This window comes from Salinimicrobium sp. WS361 (assembly GCF_050750585.1).
In the GTDB taxonomy this organism is placed as follows: Bacteria; Bacteroidota; Bacteroidia; order Flavobacteriales; family Flavobacteriaceae; genus Salinimicrobium.
This window is the reverse complement of the sequence record NZ_JBOJLM010000010.1, coordinates 40,138-58,468: the sequence shown is the minus strand read 5'-3', so window position 1 is coordinate 58,468 and position 18,331 is coordinate 40,138. Positions and strand designations below refer to the sequence as shown.

The following is an 18,331-nucleotide window of genomic DNA, read 5'->3' as shown; positions in this document are numbered from 1 at the left end:
GTAACTTTCTTCTCAAATATGCGTCAAATAAGTAACAAGCGCATACTTTCAAAAAATGAGAATAGAGGAGGCCATTCAACGGTTAGATCGATATACGGCAGCACCGGGCACAACAGAGTCGGTAAAGATCAGGCAGCGTTTTAGTACCATCCTTCAGGAGGTGAAATACAAGAATTTTCCGCCAGAAAAATTGGCGCCACTTGAACACAAGCTGGATATTATGTTCAAAGACATTAACCTGGAAGGAAATAATGGTGATGAGCAACTACAGGCTCACCTTAAAAATCTGGTTAAATTTCTACGGACAGATTTTGGTTTGGTTCCCGAAGGCTATTGCGCCATGTTAGGCATGCGTGTAGGGCTGGCGGCAGGGGTCATCCTGCTTTTGTTGCTTTTCTTCTATACAGAATCCAGTTTTAAATATTACAGCCCGCTTGGAGGATTGTTAATGGGTGTAATGATAGGGTCGGCTTGTGACAGGCGGGAAAAAATGAAGGGTAAGACCTTATTGACCCGCATGGTATAACCTTCTTAAAATGGCATTTTCAAGAGCTCTTTATTTTGTAGCCATCGTTCCTCCCACAGCAGTGAAAGAGCAGGTGAAGAATATGAAACTGGAGATCAAAGAAAAGTTTCAGGTTGTGCATGCACTCAAATTACCGGCCCATATTACTCTTATTCCACCTGTGTGGCTTCCAGAAGACCAGGAAACACCATTTATTACCTGCCTTAGATCAGTTTCACAAGATCAAAGATCATTTTCTATAGCCCTCAGCGATTTTGGGCATTTTAAACAGCGCACCATCTTTATCAATGTGGTAAACCATGAGCCTGTAAACAGTCTGCATGAAAATTTACTTCAGAAATTATCAGCATTACTACCTCCCAACCATCCGGAGAAGCTGCATCCTCATGTTACTCTAGCCACGCGCGATCTCACTTTTAAGAAGTTTCCAAAAGTGTGGCAGGAGTTCAAAAATAGCACTTTTTCAGCTGAATTTCAGGCTGATGCGTTAACAGTTTTCAAACACAATGGAAAAACCTGGGACATTTTGGAAGTCTTTCCATTTTCAGAAAAGAATTGATTCTGTATCATTTTTCAGACATTTAAAGTCATAGAACAGGCGTCTTAACAATATTTTATAGGCCTTTAAAGGTACTTTCCATACTATTCAACTTAATTTAGAGGTTCATTCAAAACTATTCCGTGAAAAAACCTCTAAGAATTTTATCCTTTTTATTTTTCCTGTGGGGCTGCTTCTTTTCGAATCCGGTGCAGGCGCAGGAATCCCCTGAAGTCAAAATAGGGGGTGCATTACGTTTCAATTACAACCTTTCTTCCTGGAAACCCGAACAGAAAAGCAGGGGCGGAGACTTTGGTTACGACATGTTCAGGATCAATGCTATAGCTGCATATCGGGGGATCTATGTTAATGCCGAATTCCGTCATTATTCTGAAGCTTTTGGCGGCGGAATGTTAAAGCAGGGATGGTTTGGTTACCGTTTTAATGAAGCTGAGGAGCTGCAGGTAGGCCTCACCCAGGTTCCATTAGGGATACAGCAATATAATTCCCACAACTGGTTCTTTAACCTTGGGTATTATATGGGGCTGGAGGACGATCACGATATGGGAATAAAGTATATGAACCTGGGGAAGAAATGGGAATACCAGATAGCCTATTTTAAGAATGCCGAGGAGTTAAATTTTGGAGATGCATCAGCAGTTTCTCCCAGCAGGTATTCTTATGACGTGGCGGGGAATAATAAGGAAGTGCATCAGGGAAATATCAAGCTACTCTATAAATGGGGAGACAGTTTAAAGTCGCGACTTGGAGTTTCAGCCCAATACGGCGGACTCTATAATATTCAATACCAAAAGAAAGGGAGATCATTATGCCCTGGCTGCGCATTATGAAGCCGATTATAAGCTGTGGAATCTTAAGACCGAAGCCATGCTTGTTTCTCATAACCCCAATAATGCAGAAGGTGTATCACGAGAGATCATTACCATGGCGGCTTATGGGGCTCCTTACGATGTAGCTTCCGATTTCAATCTTTACACCCTTGCAATTGCCCGCGATGTACCGGTGAGTTGGGGGCCGGTATCCAATTTACAGTTCTATAATGATTTTGGGTATATGCAGAAAAAGCCGGCTTCTTTTGAAGATTCATTTATGAATGTTACAGGAGTATTGATCTCAGCAGGTAACCTGTATACGTACGTAGATTATGCCGCCGGATATAACCATTCCTGGCTGGGCGGTAATTTTGTGAATGACTTTGCCGCAGGGAACCCCGATGCAAAGTGGGAGGCAAGGTTCAATATTAATTTCGGATATTATTTTTAAATCCGGAAACGAATTAAAATTTAGAGACCATGGCAAAAAAGATCGTAAGAAGTGATGAAAGGAAATCTATAATGGGCCTCAACGTCAATGGTCCCGTATTTTTCACTTCATCAATTATCATTATTATAAGTATAGCGCTCACCCTCATTTTCGAGGAGCAGGCCGAAGGATATTTTGATGCTATTCAGGCTTTCGTTTCCAATAACGGAGGTTGGTTCTTTGTTTTATGCGTCAACATCTACTTAATATTTGTGCTGTACCTGGCCTTTAGTAAATTCGGAAATATTAGAATAGGAGGGAAGGACACTAAACCTGAATTCAAAACCCTCTCGTGGTTTGCCATGCTTTTTAGTGCAGGGATGGGTATTGGGCTACTATTCTGGAGTATTGCCGAACCTGTAACACATTTTATGAATCCGCCGCTAACAGAAGGAGGTACACCCGCTGCTGCGCAGGAAGCCATGAATTTCACTTTTTTACACTGGGGTTTCCATGCTTGGGGAATCTATGCTCTTGTGGGGCTTTCACTTGCTTATTTCACTTATTCCCACGGGTTGCCACTCACCATACGCTCAGTTTTTTACCCGGTTTTAGGCGATAAAATCTACGGAAAAAGAGGGGATCTCATTGATATATTTGCTGTTTTGGCCACTCTTTTTGGACTGGCAACTTCCCTGGGGCTGGGTGTACAGCAAATAGCTGCAGGGCTAGCCCATGTTTTTGGATTAGACAGCGGTATCATTACCCAGGTAAGCCTTATTGCGATCATTACGGCTATCGCCACAATTTCTGTTGTGCTGGGTGTAGATAAAGGCGTCAAATTCCTGAGTGAATGGAATATGAGAATAGCTGTTTTGTTGTTACTTCTGGTGGTAGTACTGGGGCCAACAATCTTTATTTTTCAGTCCTTCGTTCAAAACACCGGAAGCTATTTCTATAGCTTTTTGGAAATATCGTCCTGGACAGAAAGCTACACCGGCAATAACTGGCAAAACGCATGGACCGTTTTTTACTGGGGCTGGTGGATTGCCTGGTCTCCTTTTGTAGGGATGTTTATCGCCCGAATTTCAAAGGGGCGTAGCATAAAAGAGTTTATTCTGGGAGTGCTGGTTGTGCCTTCGCTTCTTACTTTTTTCTGGATCACAGCCTTTGGGAGTACCTCTATTCAGCAGGCACTTTTAGGAGACCAAACTATAATTAATGCTGTTGATGATAATGTGGCCACAGCGCTCTTTGTATATCTTGAAGACTTTCCTTTTTCTGTAGTATTGAATATTATCGGAGTCATTTTAATCGCCGGTTTTTTCGTCACCTCGTCAGATTCTGGTTCTTTGGTAGTAGACAGTTTAACCTCGGGAGGAAAAATAGATGCCCCTGTAGGGCAACGTATTTTCTGGGCAGTAGCCGAAGGTGCTATTGCAGCCGTGCTATTAATTGGAGGAGGCTTGCAGGCGCTGCAAACAGCCTCAATAGTAACAGGGCTGCCTTTTGCTTTTATCCTGCTCTTCATGTGTTATTCCCTCTATATTGGCGTGCGGGATGAATATTTAAAATCTGAAGAGAAAAAGGCGCAGAAGGAATTAGAAAGTTATGAAGAAGTAATTTCAGATATTATCAAAAAAAGAGGAGGAACCCATAAAGAAAATCAGTCATGAAAAAGATCAAAAATATTCTCGTCGCCCTGGATCTTTCAGCTATAGATGAAAAACTAATTACCTATTCGTCTTTTATTGCTGAAAAGCTGCAGGCAGAGAACGTTTACTTTGTACACAATATCAAGAAATACGAGATCTCTGAGCTTTTTGAAGAACACCTGAAGGATGTGAACCTGGATGAGGTGATTGGGGATGAATTAAATGAGAAAGTAAAAACACATTTTTCGGCCCCTGCGAACTGGGAGGTGCTTATTTCTGAAGACCCTTACAGCGAATCCCTTCTTAAGTACATCGTTGACAAGTACAGTATCAATCTTGCCGTGGTTGGTAACAAGAAGCATGAGAAAGGAACGGGAGTAGTGAGTAGTAAACTGCTGAGGTTGCTTCGTTGTGATCTTTTGGCAGTTCCTGTATCTGCCCATGAAAAAATAGAGGTTATTTGGGCAGGAACCGATTTTTCACAGGATTCCCGAAAGGTTTTCAGTAGAACCAAAGAACTGCAGGAGGGAGGGAACGTACTGCTGAAGGTGGTTCATGTTTACAGTGTACCCGTACAGTTTTCTCCATACGTTTCACCCGAATCAATGGGACCAAAAGTGGAAAAGCATGTGAAAGAAAAATTTGATAAATTCCTGAAGAAACTGAATTATTCAGAAAACATCGAGCCTTTGATCTTCATGGGAAGAGAATCGGGAGCAGCACAGAAGATACTGGCAAACCTTCGGAATTCTCCGGTAGATCTACTTATGGTATCAGACAAAGGAGGGAACACTTTTTCTCCCTTCGCTGTGGGTACCATGACCGAAGAATTGTTCAATGCAAACCTGGATGTGCCACTGTGGGTGGTAAAATAACGCTATAAAGGGATTCGGGGGTAATTCTGAATCTCCTTTTCGTCATCTCCTTTAATCCTGATAATACGGCTGGGGCGGTGCTCCTGAGCCAATTTTTTAGCTTTACCAAGTGCATCTTCTTCTTTGTTAAAGGTCTGTATCAATTCATTACGGTGATCCAGGACCTCCCATTCTTTATCTTTAGCTTTACACTTTAGCCGATACGTGCGCTCCTTTACAACTTCTTTTTTATTCTTTAAAAGTTCAAGGATCACCTTTCCATCACTAAAATTTCCTCCCGGATAAAGCATGGGCAGGAGAGCAAAGAAAACATAGTACATGGAGAAATACGTGAATTGATAGGTAAGCATTCCTGCTTTTAAAACATCGTTCTCAACTAACAGGATCACTGCGATGGTACTAAGAAGATTAAAAAGAGCACCCCCCGAAAAAATTAAAATATTCGCCAGCTTCTCTTTGCGTTCAATATTCTCGAAGGTACAGAACCCATACCAGAAGTAATACTGTCTAATTTCCAATATTCCGTGATTAAAGACAGGTTTTCCACTTCCCACTACGATACGGATATTCTTTGCACCCATAAGCCAGGCAAAGAACACGTGCCCTGCTTCATGTAAGATTGAGATAAGGGGCAGTACCAGGAAAAATGCCAGCAGAAATTTTGGAATGTCGCTTATGCCAAACATCTAAAGATTTTTTGGAGATCATAATTTATAAAATTTGAAACCGTAGATTCTTAAATCCTATACAAAATTCCTGAAGCACAGGATTATACTTGCCATCATGGTTTTTTAAAACTTTATTTATCTCTTATTCATCCCCGATAAATCCCCTTTGTTAGGGCAGAATTCAATAAATTAGGCATTACAAAATTTGATTGAACATGCATTTTCCATTACTCCAGGACATTGTGGTACTACTTGGTTTCTCTGTAGTTGTTGTGCTTTTACTACAGCGATTAAGGTTACCATCGGTGTTAGGATTTTTAGTTACAGGGATTATTATTGGCCCCTTTGGCTTCGGACTTATTGAAAACCCTGAGCAAATAGAGATCCTTTCCGAAATTGGGGTGATCCTGTTGATGTTTGTTATTGGAATGGAACTTTCAATCAAGCAGCTTGCGTCCATGAAAAGAACTGTCTTTTTAGGTGGTTTGCTGCAGGTGGGATTGAGTATTATCGTAACTGCATTTATATTTTCTGTACTCGGCTTTTCCTGGAACGAGGCCGTATTCATGGGCTTCCTGTTTTCACTTTCCAGCACAGCAATTGTGCTAAAGATCTTGTATGATCGCAATGAGATCACTGCGCCTCATGGACGTATGGCTCTTGGAATCTTAATATTTCAGGATTTGATTGTGGTGCCAATGATGTTGATCACTCCCATGATGGCCGGAACTACAGGTGATCTTTACAATGAAGTGCTTCTTCTTGTTCTTAAAAGTGCCCTGGTATTAGCTTTGACCTATGTTGGAGCAAAATATTTGGTGCCGCGGGCCATGTACCTTATTGCCCAGACAAAAAGTAAGGAATTGTTTTTACTGGCTACCATCGCGCTTTGTTTTACAGTGGCTTTTATCACTGCATCTGCAGGACTCTCTCTTGCATTTGGAGCTTTCCTGGCAGGTCTTATTATCTCGGAGTCAGACTATAGTCACCAGGCTACAAGTACCATTCTTCCCTTTAGGGAGCTGTTCATCAGTTTTTTCTTTATCTCAATCGGGATGCTGCTAGACCTGGACTTCTTTATGAAAAATGCAGCGGTGATCATGCTTATGGTCGTGGTGGTATTTATATTAAAAGGAGGAGTGGTTTCCCTTACCGCAGCAGCCCTTAAATATCCTATAAGAACTGTATTGTTGACAGGAATGGCATTGTTCCAGGTGGGGGAATTTGCCTTTATCCTTTCCCGTATTGGTATAGAAAGTGGGCTACTTTTGGAGGAAATGAACCAGTATTTTCTTTCGGTTTCGGTGTTCACCATGCTCCTCACGCCTTTTGTTTTCCTTTTTTCGGGAAGGGCCACGAATTTTATTTTGAGAAAAATAGCACCGGGTTCTCATCGGACAGTTTCACTTTCCCGACAGGATGCTCAAGAGCCCGAAGATCACCTGCTTATTATAGGGTATGGGATCAATGGCGCTAACCTTGCAAAAGCAGCTAAATATGCCGATATCCCTTATATGATTCTGGAACTTAATCCGCAGATCGTTAGACAGCAAAAGGCCAGGGGAGAACCCATAATTTATGGAGATGCAGTGCAGGAGCACATGCTTGAAGCTGTTCATGTAAATAAAGCGCGTATTGTGGTTATTGCTATTTCTGATCCTCGCGCTACAAAAGCCATTGTTTCCAATATCAGGCATATTTCTCCTTCTGTGCATATAGTAGTAAGAACCAGGTATGTGAAAGAGATAGAGACCCTACTTGGGCTGGGTGCCGATGAAGTAATTCCCGAAGAGTTTGAAACTTCAATTGAAATCTTTTCACGGGTTTTAACCAATTTTCTTGTACCCCTCGATGAATTGGAAAATTTAATAGATTCGGTTAGAGCAGATAATTACCAGGTCTTCCAGTCCCATAAACGACTGCAGACATTTAAATCTTCAACTATTCCCGATTTCAAGATAAGCTGCGTGAGAGTGATGGCTGATAGTGGTGCTGTAGTAGGAAAGACTATTGAAGAAGTTGATGTTAGAAAGAACTATGGGGTCAATATCCTCGCGGTTTCCCGAAAAGGGCAAATGATAAAAACAGTATTTCCCAACGTCAAATTACTAAGAGAAGACCTTGTATTTGTGAGTGGGGATCAGGAGCATATTGACTCTTTTTATAAAGCAGTCACCTGAAGTTGACGAAAACGTTTGAAAAAAGTACGAAAACCTGATAGTGATCATTATTAGAGCAATAGTTTCATCATATTTTTGACCTGTAAATCTAAAGCCTGAAGGAATATGATGACAACTTCTCCACTCACCGATTTGGATATCGCTCATAAAATTCAATTATCTCCCATTACAGAAATAGCTCAGAAACTTGGTCTTGATCCAGATGATATTGAGATGTACGGGAAATACAAGGCTAAGATACCGCTTCACAATATTGATTATGACAAAATAAAAGAAGGCAATCTAATTCTTGTTTCGGCTATTTCACCAACTCCGGCAGGGGAAGGAAAAACTACCGTCTCTATAGGTCTTTCAGAAGCTATGAATAGGATTGGTAAGAAAACCACTGTAGTACTGAGAGAACCTTCATTAGGCCCGGTGTTTGGATTAAAAGGAGGCGCTACCGGAGGAGGATATTCACAGGTCTTGCCCATGGAGGACATCAACCTTCACTTTACCGGAGATTTTTCGGCTATTGAAAAAGCTCACAATCTTTTGGCAGCTCTTGTAGATAACAATATTCAATCAAAAACAAATAATTTAGGAATTGATCCGCGGACGGTTTCCCTAAAACGGGTGATGGATGTTAATGACCGTGCCCTGCGGAATATTGTTATAGGACTTGGCGGAACAGGTTCAGGAATTCCGAGAGAAAGCGGGTTTGATATTACTGCGGCTTCAGAGATTATGGCCATTATGTGCCTTGCTGAAAACCTGGAGGACCTAAAAGGCCGTTTGGGAAACATATTTATTGGCTATACCTTTGATAAAAAGGCCATCTACGCCCGCGATCTCAATGCTGAAGGTGCCATGGCTACACTTTTAAAAGATGCACTAAAACCCAACCTGGTACAAACTATAGAAGGGAACCCTGCCATAATTCACCTTGGCCCATTCGCCAACATAGCTCAGGGAACTAATTCTGTGATCGCCACCCGCATGGGGATGAGTCTTTCTGACTATACAGTCACCGAAGCCGGATTTGGATTTGATCTTGGTGCAGAAAAATTTCTGGATATTAAATGTCAAAGCGCCGATCTTACTCCCAAAGTTGTGGTAATGACCGCGACAATACGAGCTTTAAAATATCATGGTGGGGTACCTCTTTCTTCTCTCACTATTCCAAATGTAGAGGCTTTAGAAAAAGGATTACCCAATTTAGAGAAACATCTGGAAAATGCCCGTCTCTTTAATATCACTCCTGTAATAGCCATAAATAAATTCTACAGTGACAGTGATGAAGAGATACAGGTGATCATAGACTTGGCTAAAAAACTGAATATAAAAGTTGCAGTTTCTGATGGCTGGGCGAAAGGAGGGGAAGGCGCTCTTGATCTGGCAAAAAAGGTGGTAGAAGCGATTGAAGAAGGCCGCTCTAACTTTACACCACTTTATGATTGGGAAGATACGGTTATGAATAAAATAGAGACCATTGCAAAAAAAATATATGGGGCCGATAGGGTTGAATACGCTGCAAAAGCAAGACGGGATCTAAAAACTATTTCCAATCTTGAATTAGATCATTTACCCGTTTGCATTGCTAAAACCCAAAAATCATTGTCAGACAATCCTTTGCTTATAGGAAGACCAACAGGTTTTACGCTAACAGTTCGGGAGATTGAGATCGCCGCCGGTGCAGGATTTTTGATCCCTATTACAGGAGATATGATGCGTATGCCCGGATTACCGGCACACCCTGCATCAGAGAATATAAATATAGATTTGGAAGGAAATATTTCGGGGCTAATATAGAGCAAGATCTGTTTGCTTCCATTGAATAAGAACCTTCCGGCCTTGCCGGGAGGTTTTTTATTCATAGGGGGGTAAATACCCCGAGGCTTGCCTCGTTAGTAAATGTTGTAAAGTTTGAAAACGTGTTCCACTAAAATGCTCCGTGGGCTTGCCCCGGAGAAATTTACTGGTTCATATAGCTCTTTTTAGGCATTGAACTCTTTCAAACCTTCAGTTTTTTCAAACCCTCAATGCAATCTGCCGCAAAATGTTTGTCGGATAAAAATATTAGGTTAACAAATTATAAACCATTATTTTAAAGGTCTTCAAAAAGGAAGTTTTACTTTTAGTTAAGCTTTTTGAAAAAAAATTCCGGCACCGAATTTTCAGAAGAATTTTGATATACCTTTGAATATATTTAAACCATTTAATGAAGAAATTTTTAGTTGTAAATAATCCCGAAAACTGGAACCTTGCACTTGAGAATATGGAGGTGATTTCGGCCAGGGACTATCTTACAAATCCTGAATATGCCCGTCTTAAAAAAGCACGTATTTTTAATTTATGTAAGGATTATTCTTACCAAAGTAAAGGGTATTATGTTTCACTTTTAGCTGAGGCTCGTGGGCATCTCGCAATTCCTACTGTGATGAACCTGGTAGATTTACGGGAACCAAAGCTTGTTAAGATCGTCTCAGATGAATTTGATGATCTTATTCAAAAAAGTTTAAAGGGAATTAAGTCAGCCGAGTTTACGCTTAGTATTTATTTTGGGCAGAATGTTGCTCAAAAATACAGGGAACTGAGTGCTATGTTTCACCGGCACTTTCAAATACCATTTTTGAGAGTAAAGTTCTCTTACACCAACAGGTGGAATATCAAATCTATTAAAGCTTTATCTGAAGTAGAGATCCCAAATGAACACCGGGATGCTATGAGGCAGTTTGCCATACAGTATTTTGCAAAGAAGCGTTATGATACCCCTAAAAATGAAACTTTTGAGTACGACCTGGCAATCCTTGTGCAAGATCACGATCCTGCGCCGCCAAGTAATCCTAAAGCTCTAAAGAAATTTGTAGAGATTGCCGAAAAAATGAACTTTTATGTAGAGTTTGTCTCTCCAAAAGATCTTTCAAGGCTGTCGTCTTTTGACGCCCTTTTTATCAGGCAAAGTACAGAGGTGAACAATGAAGCCTATGCTTTTGCCCGCAAAGCCCAACAGGAAGATATAGCCATCGTTGATTATCCCGATGCTATCCTTAAGTGCTGTAATAAAGTTTTTATGGCCGAAGCCCTTGAGAATTCAGGTATTCCCACTCCTAAAACTATCATTGTTCACAAAGACAACCGCAATAACGTTATTGAGAAGACCGGACTTCCGCTGGTTTTGAAATCCCCTGATTCTACCTTTTCTTTTGGGGTGAAAAAAGCTGCTACTGCCGAAGAATACGAAAAACTGGTGGGGGAGATGCTTAAAAAATCTGAACTTGTAATAGCACAGGAATATACACCTTCAGATTATGACTGGAGAATAGGTATTCTTGATGATAAACCGCTCTTTGCCTGCCGTTACTATATGGCCAAAGGCCACTGGCAAATCTACAACTGGAATGCCAGCAAAAAAGATGACCAGGAAGGTAATGCAGACGTAATGTCTATTGATGAAGTTCCAAAAAAGATCATGGATGTAGCTCTTCGTTCGGCCAGGCTTATGGGAAAAGGCCTCTACGGTATTGATGTAAAGGAAGTAAATGGAAAACCTCTGGTCATAGAAATCAATGACAATCCAAATATAGATTTTGGGGTAGAAGATCGTTTCTACGGTGATAAAATTTATACTGAAATTATTACTGCTCTTAAGAACCGCCTTGAAAAGAAATCGGAATGAGTTATCAGCTTTTTGAAGTTTACGGGATAGAACTGGAGTACATGTTGGTAGACGTTGCCACAATGAAAGTGAAGCCGGTTGTAGATAAATTATTGACCAAAAAGAATGGTACTTTATCTTCGGATGTAGAAAATGGTAAGATAGAATGGAGCAATGAGCTTGTAGCACATGTAGTGGAATTAAAAACCAATGGGCCTACCGCCAATCTTGATACCCTGAATGATCTTTTTGCTGAAAATGTTGGCGAAATCAACGATTTGCTCAAGGAATTTAATGCTAAACTGTTACCCACAGCGGCTCATCCTCTCATGGATCCCGAAACAGAAATGCAGTTGTGGCAGCACAACTACAGCAAAATATACGCACTCTACAATCGCATTTTTGACTGTAGGGGGCATGGCTGGAGCAATGTTCAAAGTATGCATATAAATCTGCCATTTTTGGGAGATGCAGAATTTGAGAAGTTACATGCTGCGGTAAGGATCCTGCTACCAGTAATTCCTGGATTAAGTGCCAGTTCGCCAATTTTTGAGGGAAAACTTACCGGCTTTAAAGATGCCCGTATGCATGTATATAAAACCAATCAAAAAGAAATTCCGGAGATGACCGGCAAAGTCATTCCCGAACAAATCTTTTCAAAAAAGGATTATTACAGCGGAATTTTTGAACCTATCAATAAGGCAATAAAACCGCATGATACTGAGAATATTCTCGATCATCATTTTCTGAATTCAAGGGGAGCTATTGCCCGCTTTGATCGTGGTGCTATCGAAATAAGAGTGATAGACCTGCAGGAATGCCCAAAAGCTGATGTTGCCATAGCAGTACTCATCATTGAAGCCCTTAAGTTGCTGGTTAGTGAAGAACTGGTGTCTCTGGAAGATCAAAAAAAGTGGCATGAAAATGCCCTTTTTGAAATCTTTAATGATGTGATCGTAGATGCTGAAGCAACTATCATTCAAAATGCCGCATTTGCTGATATTTTTGATTTGCAGCCCGAAAGTTCTGTCAAAGATCTATGGAGTAGAATTTATTCACTTGTGAAGGAAAATATTTCTGAAAAGCACCAAAATAGCATCGAATTCTTGCTGAAGAACGGAAGCCTTTCAACCAGGATTCTTAAAACTTTGGGTGAGAACCCATCTAAAGCAGAGATCACAAAAGTTTATGAGGAATTGGGGAATTGTCTTCAGGAAAACAGGTTCTTCGAGGTGTAACTACCAGTAATTTATTCTGAAATTAACCACTAAAATTAAGCTTTGAATCTTATACTAACCTGTGAACACGCCGGAAATGAAATTCCGCAGGAATATGAACAACTGTTTTCAGAAGCGCAGGAAGTGCTGGAGACGCACCGGGGTTATGATCCCGGAGCATTAGATCTATTCCAGGAGCTTTCGCCTTTGGCAGTTTTTAGGCAGGAATATATGATAAGCAGGCTTTTGGTGGAACCTAACCGTTCGCTGGGCCATCCGCAGCTTTTTTCAGAATTTACAGCCCAACTTCAGGAGGCTCAAAAAGAGCAAATTCTGGAAGATTTTTATATCCCATACCGGACTTATATTGAAAGCAGGATTGGCGATCTTATTTCAGCAGGCAAAGAAATTGTACATATTTCGGTTCATAGTTTTACGCCAGAGCTTAATGGGGAGGTAAGAAATGCTGATATTGGCCTGCTCTTTGATCCCGCCCGTAAGAGTGAAGTGAAATTCTGTGAAAGATTTGAAGAAAGTCTTCTTCAGCAGAATGAAAATTTGCGGGTAAGATTCAATTATCCCTATTTGGGGATTGATGACGGATTTACTACTTATCTGCGCCAAAAATTTCCGCAGCAATATTTGGGCATTGAGCTGGAGGTTAATCAAAAGTTTGTTCAAAATAATAAAATGGAAAAGCACTTCAAAAATGACATTTTTGAGGCGCTTTCCAGGTTGATGTAATAATTTACTTTAACCGTTGAGGGTAGAGTCCAGAGTGATTTCTGTATTGAGCAATTTTGAAATAGGACAATTTTCTTTAGCGTGCTTTACCAGCTCATCAAATTTATCCTGTGATATACCTGGTACTTTGGCTGTGAGAATTAGGTGAGACTTTTTAATTGTTCCATCCTCAAAGGTGATCTCGCATTTTGTTTCAAGTTCAACCGGATTAAATTCTTCTTTACTAAGATTGGCCGAAAGCTGCATTGTAAAACAGCCGGCATGTGCAGCTCCAATAAGCTCTTCAGGATTTGTTCCTTTTTCATCTTCAAACCGGGTGTGAAAGGAATAGGGAGTTTTTTGCAGTACCTGACTTTGGGTAGATAAATTTCCTTTTCCTTCTTTGATTGTGCCGTTCCATACGGCTGTTGCTTTTCTTTTCATACTAGGTTTGGTTTTTAAGTGATTTCATATTTGTAACAAAGGAGTAGCGAACATGTTTACTGCTATGTTCTTTCATATACTTTGTTGAAACGGCCCATGATAGTGATGTTCTTTTCTATAACTATTTCAGGACTTTTGAAGGTACAATTTTCTCACAAAGAATTAGCTACAATCAGGTTAAAACTACCTTAAGTTCATTTCTGTAATGCGAAGGAGATTTTCCAGTAAACTTTTTGAACTGCTTATTGAAATGGCTGAAATTATTGAATCCGCTTTCAAAACACACTTCGGTAATGCTTACCTGTTTCTCATGAAGTAATTTGGCAGCGTGCACCAACCGGTACTCGTTTACAAATTGAGTAAATGTTTTCCCTGTAATTTTCTTAAAATACCTGCAGAAAGCCGGTACAGTCATGCTCACCTTACCGGCTACCTCTTCAAGACTAATAGGGCGTTGAAATTCTTCCTTTACAAAATTGAATATATTATTGATTCTATGATTGTCCTGTAGTTCAGTTTCCAAAAGAAAACCCTTTGCATTTAATACAGAATATTCCGTGGAAGTTTCCATTAGATGTAAAATTTCAAGAAGTCCAAGAAGGCGTTGAAAAGGAGGTTTATTTTCAAGAGATTCCATTTTCTCTCCAATATCCTTTTTTGACTCCCCATAATAGACAATTCCCATGCTTGCCTTCTCAAAAAGTGCTTTTATATTCTTCATTTCGGGGAGTTCGAAAAAACTATTTCCCAAAAAATCGGGTTTCATCTGTATCACGGTTTCGTTCTCGTTACCTGTAAGCCCATCTGTAAAGCCACAGTGAGGAAGATTTGAACCTATTAACATAAGATCCCCGTCACGGTAGTAGGAGATGTGACTTCCAATTTGTCTTTTTCCTGATCCTCTATTCACGTAAACCAGTTCTATTTCGGGATGATAATGCCAAAAAGTATGTTTCCTGTTTTGGTGGTTCTTATTATAGGTTCTATACAAAATAGAACTTCCAAAAGCAGGTTCAATTTTTTCCAGTTCAGGTTTTACATTAATATTCATAAATAGGAGTAAAGTTTGAATGAAATTTAATCTGAATGAAAATACTCTACTTCTGCAAAATTACCCGCTATAGGTGCATATTTAACCTATAACGTTTTAGTGAGCCTTATTAATATCAATTTTGAACACTTTTGTGCCAATTTTGATCTATTTGCAAAGGAGATAAGCGATTATGTTTGTTGTGTAATATCTAATCTATTAACTAAAACGATAAAAATTATGAAAAAGCTAAAAAACATTGCAGTAATTGTTTTTTTCCTTTCCACCTATTCTTATGCAGGTGATATGGAAAAAGAGGAGGAGGTAAGATTAAATGGAGAGCAAACTTTGTTAGTAGACCTTTCTAATTTGAATCAGGGAACGGTTATTTTATTTGAAGATCAATATGGCGTAACGCTTTACAAGGATGACCTGGTAAGAGGTGGAAAGTATAACAAGAGGCTGGACCTTGAAATGGTGCCGCAGGGGATCTACTTTTTAAAGGTGGATAAAAGGTTAGCGACAAAAACATGGAAGATCCAGAAATCTTCTGAAGGGGTAAAAATCCTTGGAAGTTCTTCTACTATAGGGAAGCCACATTTTCGAACTCACGAAGAAGTTCTTAATGTTTACATATCAAACCCCGACAAGCAGCCTTTGAATATGACCGTTGAAGATGGTTCTGGAGTAATCCTGGCCACTGTCAAAGCTTCTGGTAAGGATTTCCAAAAGTCTCTTGATTTCTCAAGAGTTCCATCGGGAGAGTATTTTGTAAAACTTTACAGGGGAGAAGAAGAGTTTACTAAAAAAGTAGTTATTAATTAAGGATCAATCACTACTTATAAAAACTGCCCCGGGATTTCCCGGGGCAGTTTTGTTTATGAATATGAAGACTTCCTTAAGCCTTTTTTAAGTAGATAACACCCATTGGTGGAATGGTGAGGGATAGGGAATTATCTTGCCCGTGGGCTGATAGTTCTGTGCTTTCTATCTCTCCATTGTTCTTCACGTTACTACCACCAAGACTGGCATCATCACTATTGAAGATCTCTTTCCATTTTCCTGCTTTTTCAACTCCAATCCGGTAATTTTCCCGGGGTAATGGAGTGAAATTACAAACTACAAGAATGTTGTCTTTTGGATCATTGCCTTTTCTTAAAAAGCTAATAATGCTATTCTCTTCATCCTTGATATCTACCCATTCGAATCCTTCATGAGAAAAAGCTTTTTCGTACAGTGCAGGTTCCTCTTTGTACAGCTTATTAAGCGCTTTAAAGGTCTCCTGGATTTGACTGTGAGAATTCTCATTGGTCAAATGCCATGCGAGGCTGGAATCGTGATCCCATTCGGTGGTTTGACCAAATTCTGCACCCATAAAAAGCAGTTTGGTTCCGGGGTGGGCGTACATGTAAGCATACAAGGTGCGAAGATTCGCAAATTTGTTCCACTCATCTCCCGGCATTTTATTGAGAATAGCCTGTTTTCCATACACCACTTCATCATGTGACAGGGGTAGCATGAAGTTTTCAGTAAAAGCGTAATTCGAGCTAAAAGTGATGGTATTCTGGTGGTACTTCCTATTGATAGGATCTTCACTAAAATACTTCAGTGTATCGTGCATCCAACCCATCATCCATTTCATCCCAAAGCCAAGGCCTCCAATATAGGTAGGTTTTGAAACCATGGGCCAGGCGGTAGATTCTTCAGCAATAGTCACGGCATCAGGAAATTCCTTATAAACTACTTCATTAAATTCTTTCAGAAAACTTATAGCTTCCAGATTTTCATTTCCGCCGTGTTCATTGGGTTCCCATTCGCCTTCTTTCCTCGAATAGTCCAGATATAACATAGAGGCCACGGCATCTACACGCAATCCGTCGGCATGAAACTTATCCAGCCAGAAGACTGCGTTACTTATAAGGAAAGAACGCACTTCATTACGTCCGTAATTGAAGATGTAGCTCTGCCAGTCTGGGTGGAAACCTTTTTTAGGATCGGCATGTTCATATAGATAGGTGCCATCAAAATAGTGCAGGCCATGTAAATCTGAAGGGAAGTGGGAGGGAACCCAGTCGAGGATTACTCCAATTCCTGCCTGGTGAAGACTGTCAATAAGCTGCATAAATTCCTGCGGAGTACCAAAGCGGCTGGAAGGGGCGAAGTAGCCGGTGATTTGGTAGCCCCACGAACCAAAGAATGGATGCTCCATTACGGGCATGAATTCTACGTGTGTGAATCCCATCTCTTTGATATACTTCGGAAGTTGCTCGGCCAGTTCTAAATATGTCAAAGAACGAAGCCCATCTTCGGGAACACGTTTCCAGGATCCCAGGTGCAATTCGTAAACCGACATTGGTTGTGGCTTGCCTTCTTTTTTCTGCCTGTCTTTCATCCAGACCTTGTCTTTCCAGGTGTTCTCAAGGTCCCATACCACAGAAGCTGTATTTGGCGGGGTTTCCCATTGAAAAGCGAAAGGGTCTCCTTTATCGGCTTCATAGCCGTTGTTTGACCTGATAAAATACTTGTACAAACTGCCCTTTTTGGCACCCGGGATGAACACTTCCCATATCCCCGAACCATCCCAACGGGCTTTCATGGGGTGGGATTCCCTGTCCCAATTGTTGAAATCTCCCACTACCGCAACTTTTTCGGCATTGGGAGACCAAACTGCGAAATAAACTCCTTCGGTACCCATGTATTCCATAAGATGCGATCCCAACTTGTTGTAAAGGTGGTAGTGTTTGCCTTCGCGGAACAGGTGAATATCAAATTCAGTAAGCAAGGTGGCTTCCACCGGTTTGTCTGAAGATGATTTCTGCTCCTGTTTTTTATCGGTGGTAAGATCTTCTACTTGTTTTTTGGCTTTTTGTGCAGCCGCCATTACTTCCTCCTTATCGGGTATGATTTCCTCTACTTTTTTCTTTGCTTTTTCGGCTTTTGGAATGAGCTTTTCGGCAAAGCTGCCTGCTGCATCTTTCATGTTTTCGATATCTTCGGCATCAGGAAGAAGATCTTTAGCCATTTTTTCGAGGTCGTTTTTGGTGCCCTTTTTTGGAGTGACCTTCTTTTTTATATTATCGGCAGTTTCTTTTGCTGCGTCTTTAAGATCTTCAGAAGGGGAGGTGTTGGGCAGCTTCATTTTTTCTTCAGCACTAATTCCCTCAATTTTTTTCTGCCGGGACATCTTCTTAACAGGTTTCTTTTCTGCTTGTTTTTCTCCGGTTTTTAAATCCGTATTTTTCTTACTTGCTTTTTTATCAGCAGGTTTTTTAGTGCCGGTCTTTTTCTCGGGATTTTCCTGAGGCGTAGTGGTTACTTTGGTTGCAGGGGCTGCAACATCGGGTACCTGCTCATCTGTTAGAGGTTTCTGGAACTTGGCAGGTTTAGAAGTAGTACCCGACTTTTTCTTTTCTGCGGAAGTTTTCTTGGCCTGGCTTTTCGGCTTCGGATTGGCCGCGGCATCTGCATCGGGCATCTTGGTTTTTGGCAAACCTGTATTTAATTTAGTTCCTTCTTTAGAAGAAGATTTGTTCTTTGCTGATGTTTTTTTGGCAGCCTGTTTTTTTGGCTTCGGA

General features: G+C 40.6%; 16 protein-coding genes. 12 read left to right on the top strand and 4 right to left on the bottom strand.

Features of this window, described 5'->3' with window-relative positions:
* Nucleotides 1–55: 55 nt before the first annotated feature.
* The 6 genes from ACQ93I_RS11390 (at nucleotide 56) to ACQ93I_RS11365 (ending at nucleotide 4,857) form a co-directional block, all read left to right on the top strand.
* Nucleotides 56–526 (top strand): hypothetical protein, encoded by a 471-nt coding sequence (locus ACQ93I_RS11390; protein WP_431698643.1) that lies wholly within the window; start codon nucleotides 56–58, stop codon nucleotides 524–526.
* Nucleotides 527–536: 10 nt separating this feature from the next.
* The gene (locus ACQ93I_RS11385; protein WP_431698642.1) at nucleotides 537–1,085 is read left to right on the top strand and encodes a 2'-5' RNA ligase family protein; all 549 of its coding nucleotides are present in this window, start codon (nucleotides 537–539) and stop codon (nucleotides 1,083–1,085) included.
* Between the two features lie 122 nt (nucleotides 1,086–1,207).
* Entirely contained in the window at nucleotides 1,208–1,915 is a 708-nt protein-coding gene (locus tag ACQ93I_RS11380; protein ID WP_431698641.1) for a hypothetical protein, read from the top strand.
* Nucleotides 1,830–2,348 (top strand): hypothetical protein, encoded by a 519-nt coding sequence (locus tag ACQ93I_RS11375; RefSeq protein ID WP_431698640.1) that lies wholly within the window; start codon nucleotides 1,830–1,832, stop codon nucleotides 2,346–2,348. Before ACQ93I_RS11380 ends, ACQ93I_RS11375 begins: the two co-directional genes overlap by 86 nt.
* A 29-nt stretch (nucleotides 2,349–2,377) precedes the next feature.
* Entirely contained in the window at nucleotides 2,378–4,003 is a 1,626-nt protein-coding gene (locus tag ACQ93I_RS11370) for a BCCT family transporter (protein ID WP_431698639.1), read from the top strand.
* Complete coding sequence (locus ACQ93I_RS11365; protein ID WP_431698638.1) at nucleotides 4,000–4,857, top strand: universal stress protein; 858 nt, start codon at nucleotides 4,000–4,002, stop codon at nucleotides 4,855–4,857. Before ACQ93I_RS11370 ends, ACQ93I_RS11365 begins: the two co-directional genes overlap by 4 nt.
* Nucleotides 4,858–4,859: 2 nt before the next feature.
* Here the strand turns inward: ACQ93I_RS11365 and ACQ93I_RS11360 are convergent, their stop codons facing one another.
* On the bottom strand, nucleotides 4,860–5,543 hold the full coding sequence (locus ACQ93I_RS11360; protein ID WP_431698637.1) for a site-2 protease family protein: 684 nt from the start codon (nucleotides 5,541–5,543) through the stop codon (nucleotides 4,860–4,862).
* Nucleotides 5,544–5,740: 197 nt separating this feature from the next.
* Here ACQ93I_RS11360 and ACQ93I_RS11355 point away from each other — a divergent pair, with 197 nt between their 5' ends.
* The 5 genes from ACQ93I_RS11355 to ACQ93I_RS11335 all read left to right on the top strand — a co-directional run bounded on the left by ACQ93I_RS11355 (nucleotide 5,741) and on the right by ACQ93I_RS11335 (nucleotide 13,303).
* On the top strand, nucleotides 5,741–7,705 hold the full coding sequence (locus ACQ93I_RS11355) for a monovalent cation:proton antiporter-2 (CPA2) family protein (RefSeq protein WP_431698636.1): 1,965 nt from the start codon (nucleotides 5,741–5,743) through the stop codon (nucleotides 7,703–7,705).
* A 105-nt stretch (nucleotides 7,706–7,810) separates the two neighbouring features.
* Nucleotides 7,811–9,496, top strand: coding sequence for a formate--tetrahydrofolate ligase (locus tag ACQ93I_RS11350; protein ID WP_431698635.1), 1,686 nt, complete (start codon nucleotides 7,811–7,813; stop codon nucleotides 9,494–9,496).
* Between the two features lie 409 nt (nucleotides 9,497–9,905).
* Nucleotides 9,906–11,363: a RimK family protein gene (locus tag ACQ93I_RS11345; RefSeq protein ID WP_266068608.1), complete on the top strand. Its 1,458-nt coding sequence runs from the start codon at nucleotides 9,906–9,908 to the stop codon at nucleotides 11,361–11,363.
* Nucleotides 11,360–12,580, top strand: a complete 1,221-nt coding sequence (locus ACQ93I_RS11340) for a carboxylate-amine ligase (protein WP_431698634.1) — start codon at nucleotides 11,360–11,362, stop codon at nucleotides 12,578–12,580. The genes ACQ93I_RS11345 and ACQ93I_RS11340 overlap by 4 nt, the downstream gene beginning before the upstream one ends.
* A 42-nt stretch (nucleotides 12,581–12,622) precedes the next feature.
* The gene (locus tag ACQ93I_RS11335; RefSeq protein WP_431698633.1) at nucleotides 12,623–13,303 is read left to right on the top strand and encodes an N-formylglutamate amidohydrolase; all 681 of its coding nucleotides are present in this window, start codon (nucleotides 12,623–12,625) and stop codon (nucleotides 13,301–13,303) included.
* Nucleotides 13,304–13,312: 9 nt separating this feature from the next.
* Here ACQ93I_RS11335 and ACQ93I_RS11330 read toward each other — a convergent pair whose 3' ends face one another.
* Nucleotides 13,313–13,726 carry an OsmC family protein gene (locus ACQ93I_RS11330; RefSeq protein WP_431698632.1) on the bottom strand — a complete coding sequence of 138 codons (414 nt, stop codon included), beginning with the start codon at nucleotides 13,724–13,726 and terminating at the stop codon, nucleotides 13,313–13,315.
* A gap of 172 nt (nucleotides 13,727–13,898) precedes the next feature.
* On the bottom strand, nucleotides 13,899–14,777 hold the full coding sequence (locus tag ACQ93I_RS11325) for an AraC family transcriptional regulator (protein WP_431698631.1): 879 nt from the start codon (nucleotides 14,775–14,777) through the stop codon (nucleotides 13,899–13,901).
* A gap of 219 nt (nucleotides 14,778–14,996) precedes the next feature.
* On the opposite strand from ACQ93I_RS11325, the gene ACQ93I_RS11320 reads away from it, so the two are divergent.
* Nucleotides 14,997–15,581: a T9SS type A sorting domain-containing protein gene (locus ACQ93I_RS11320; protein ID WP_431698630.1), complete on the top strand. Its 585-nt coding sequence runs from the start codon at nucleotides 14,997–14,999 to the stop codon at nucleotides 15,579–15,581.
* Between the two features lie 73 nt (nucleotides 15,582–15,654).
* Here the strand turns inward: ACQ93I_RS11320 and glgB are convergent, their stop codons facing one another.
* Nucleotides 15,655–17,637: a 1,4-alpha-glucan branching protein GlgB gene (glgB, locus tag ACQ93I_RS11315; RefSeq protein WP_431698725.1), complete on the bottom strand. Its 1,983-nt coding sequence runs from the start codon at nucleotides 17,635–17,637 to the stop codon at nucleotides 15,655–15,657.
* Nucleotides 17,638–18,331 lie beyond the last annotated feature (694 nt).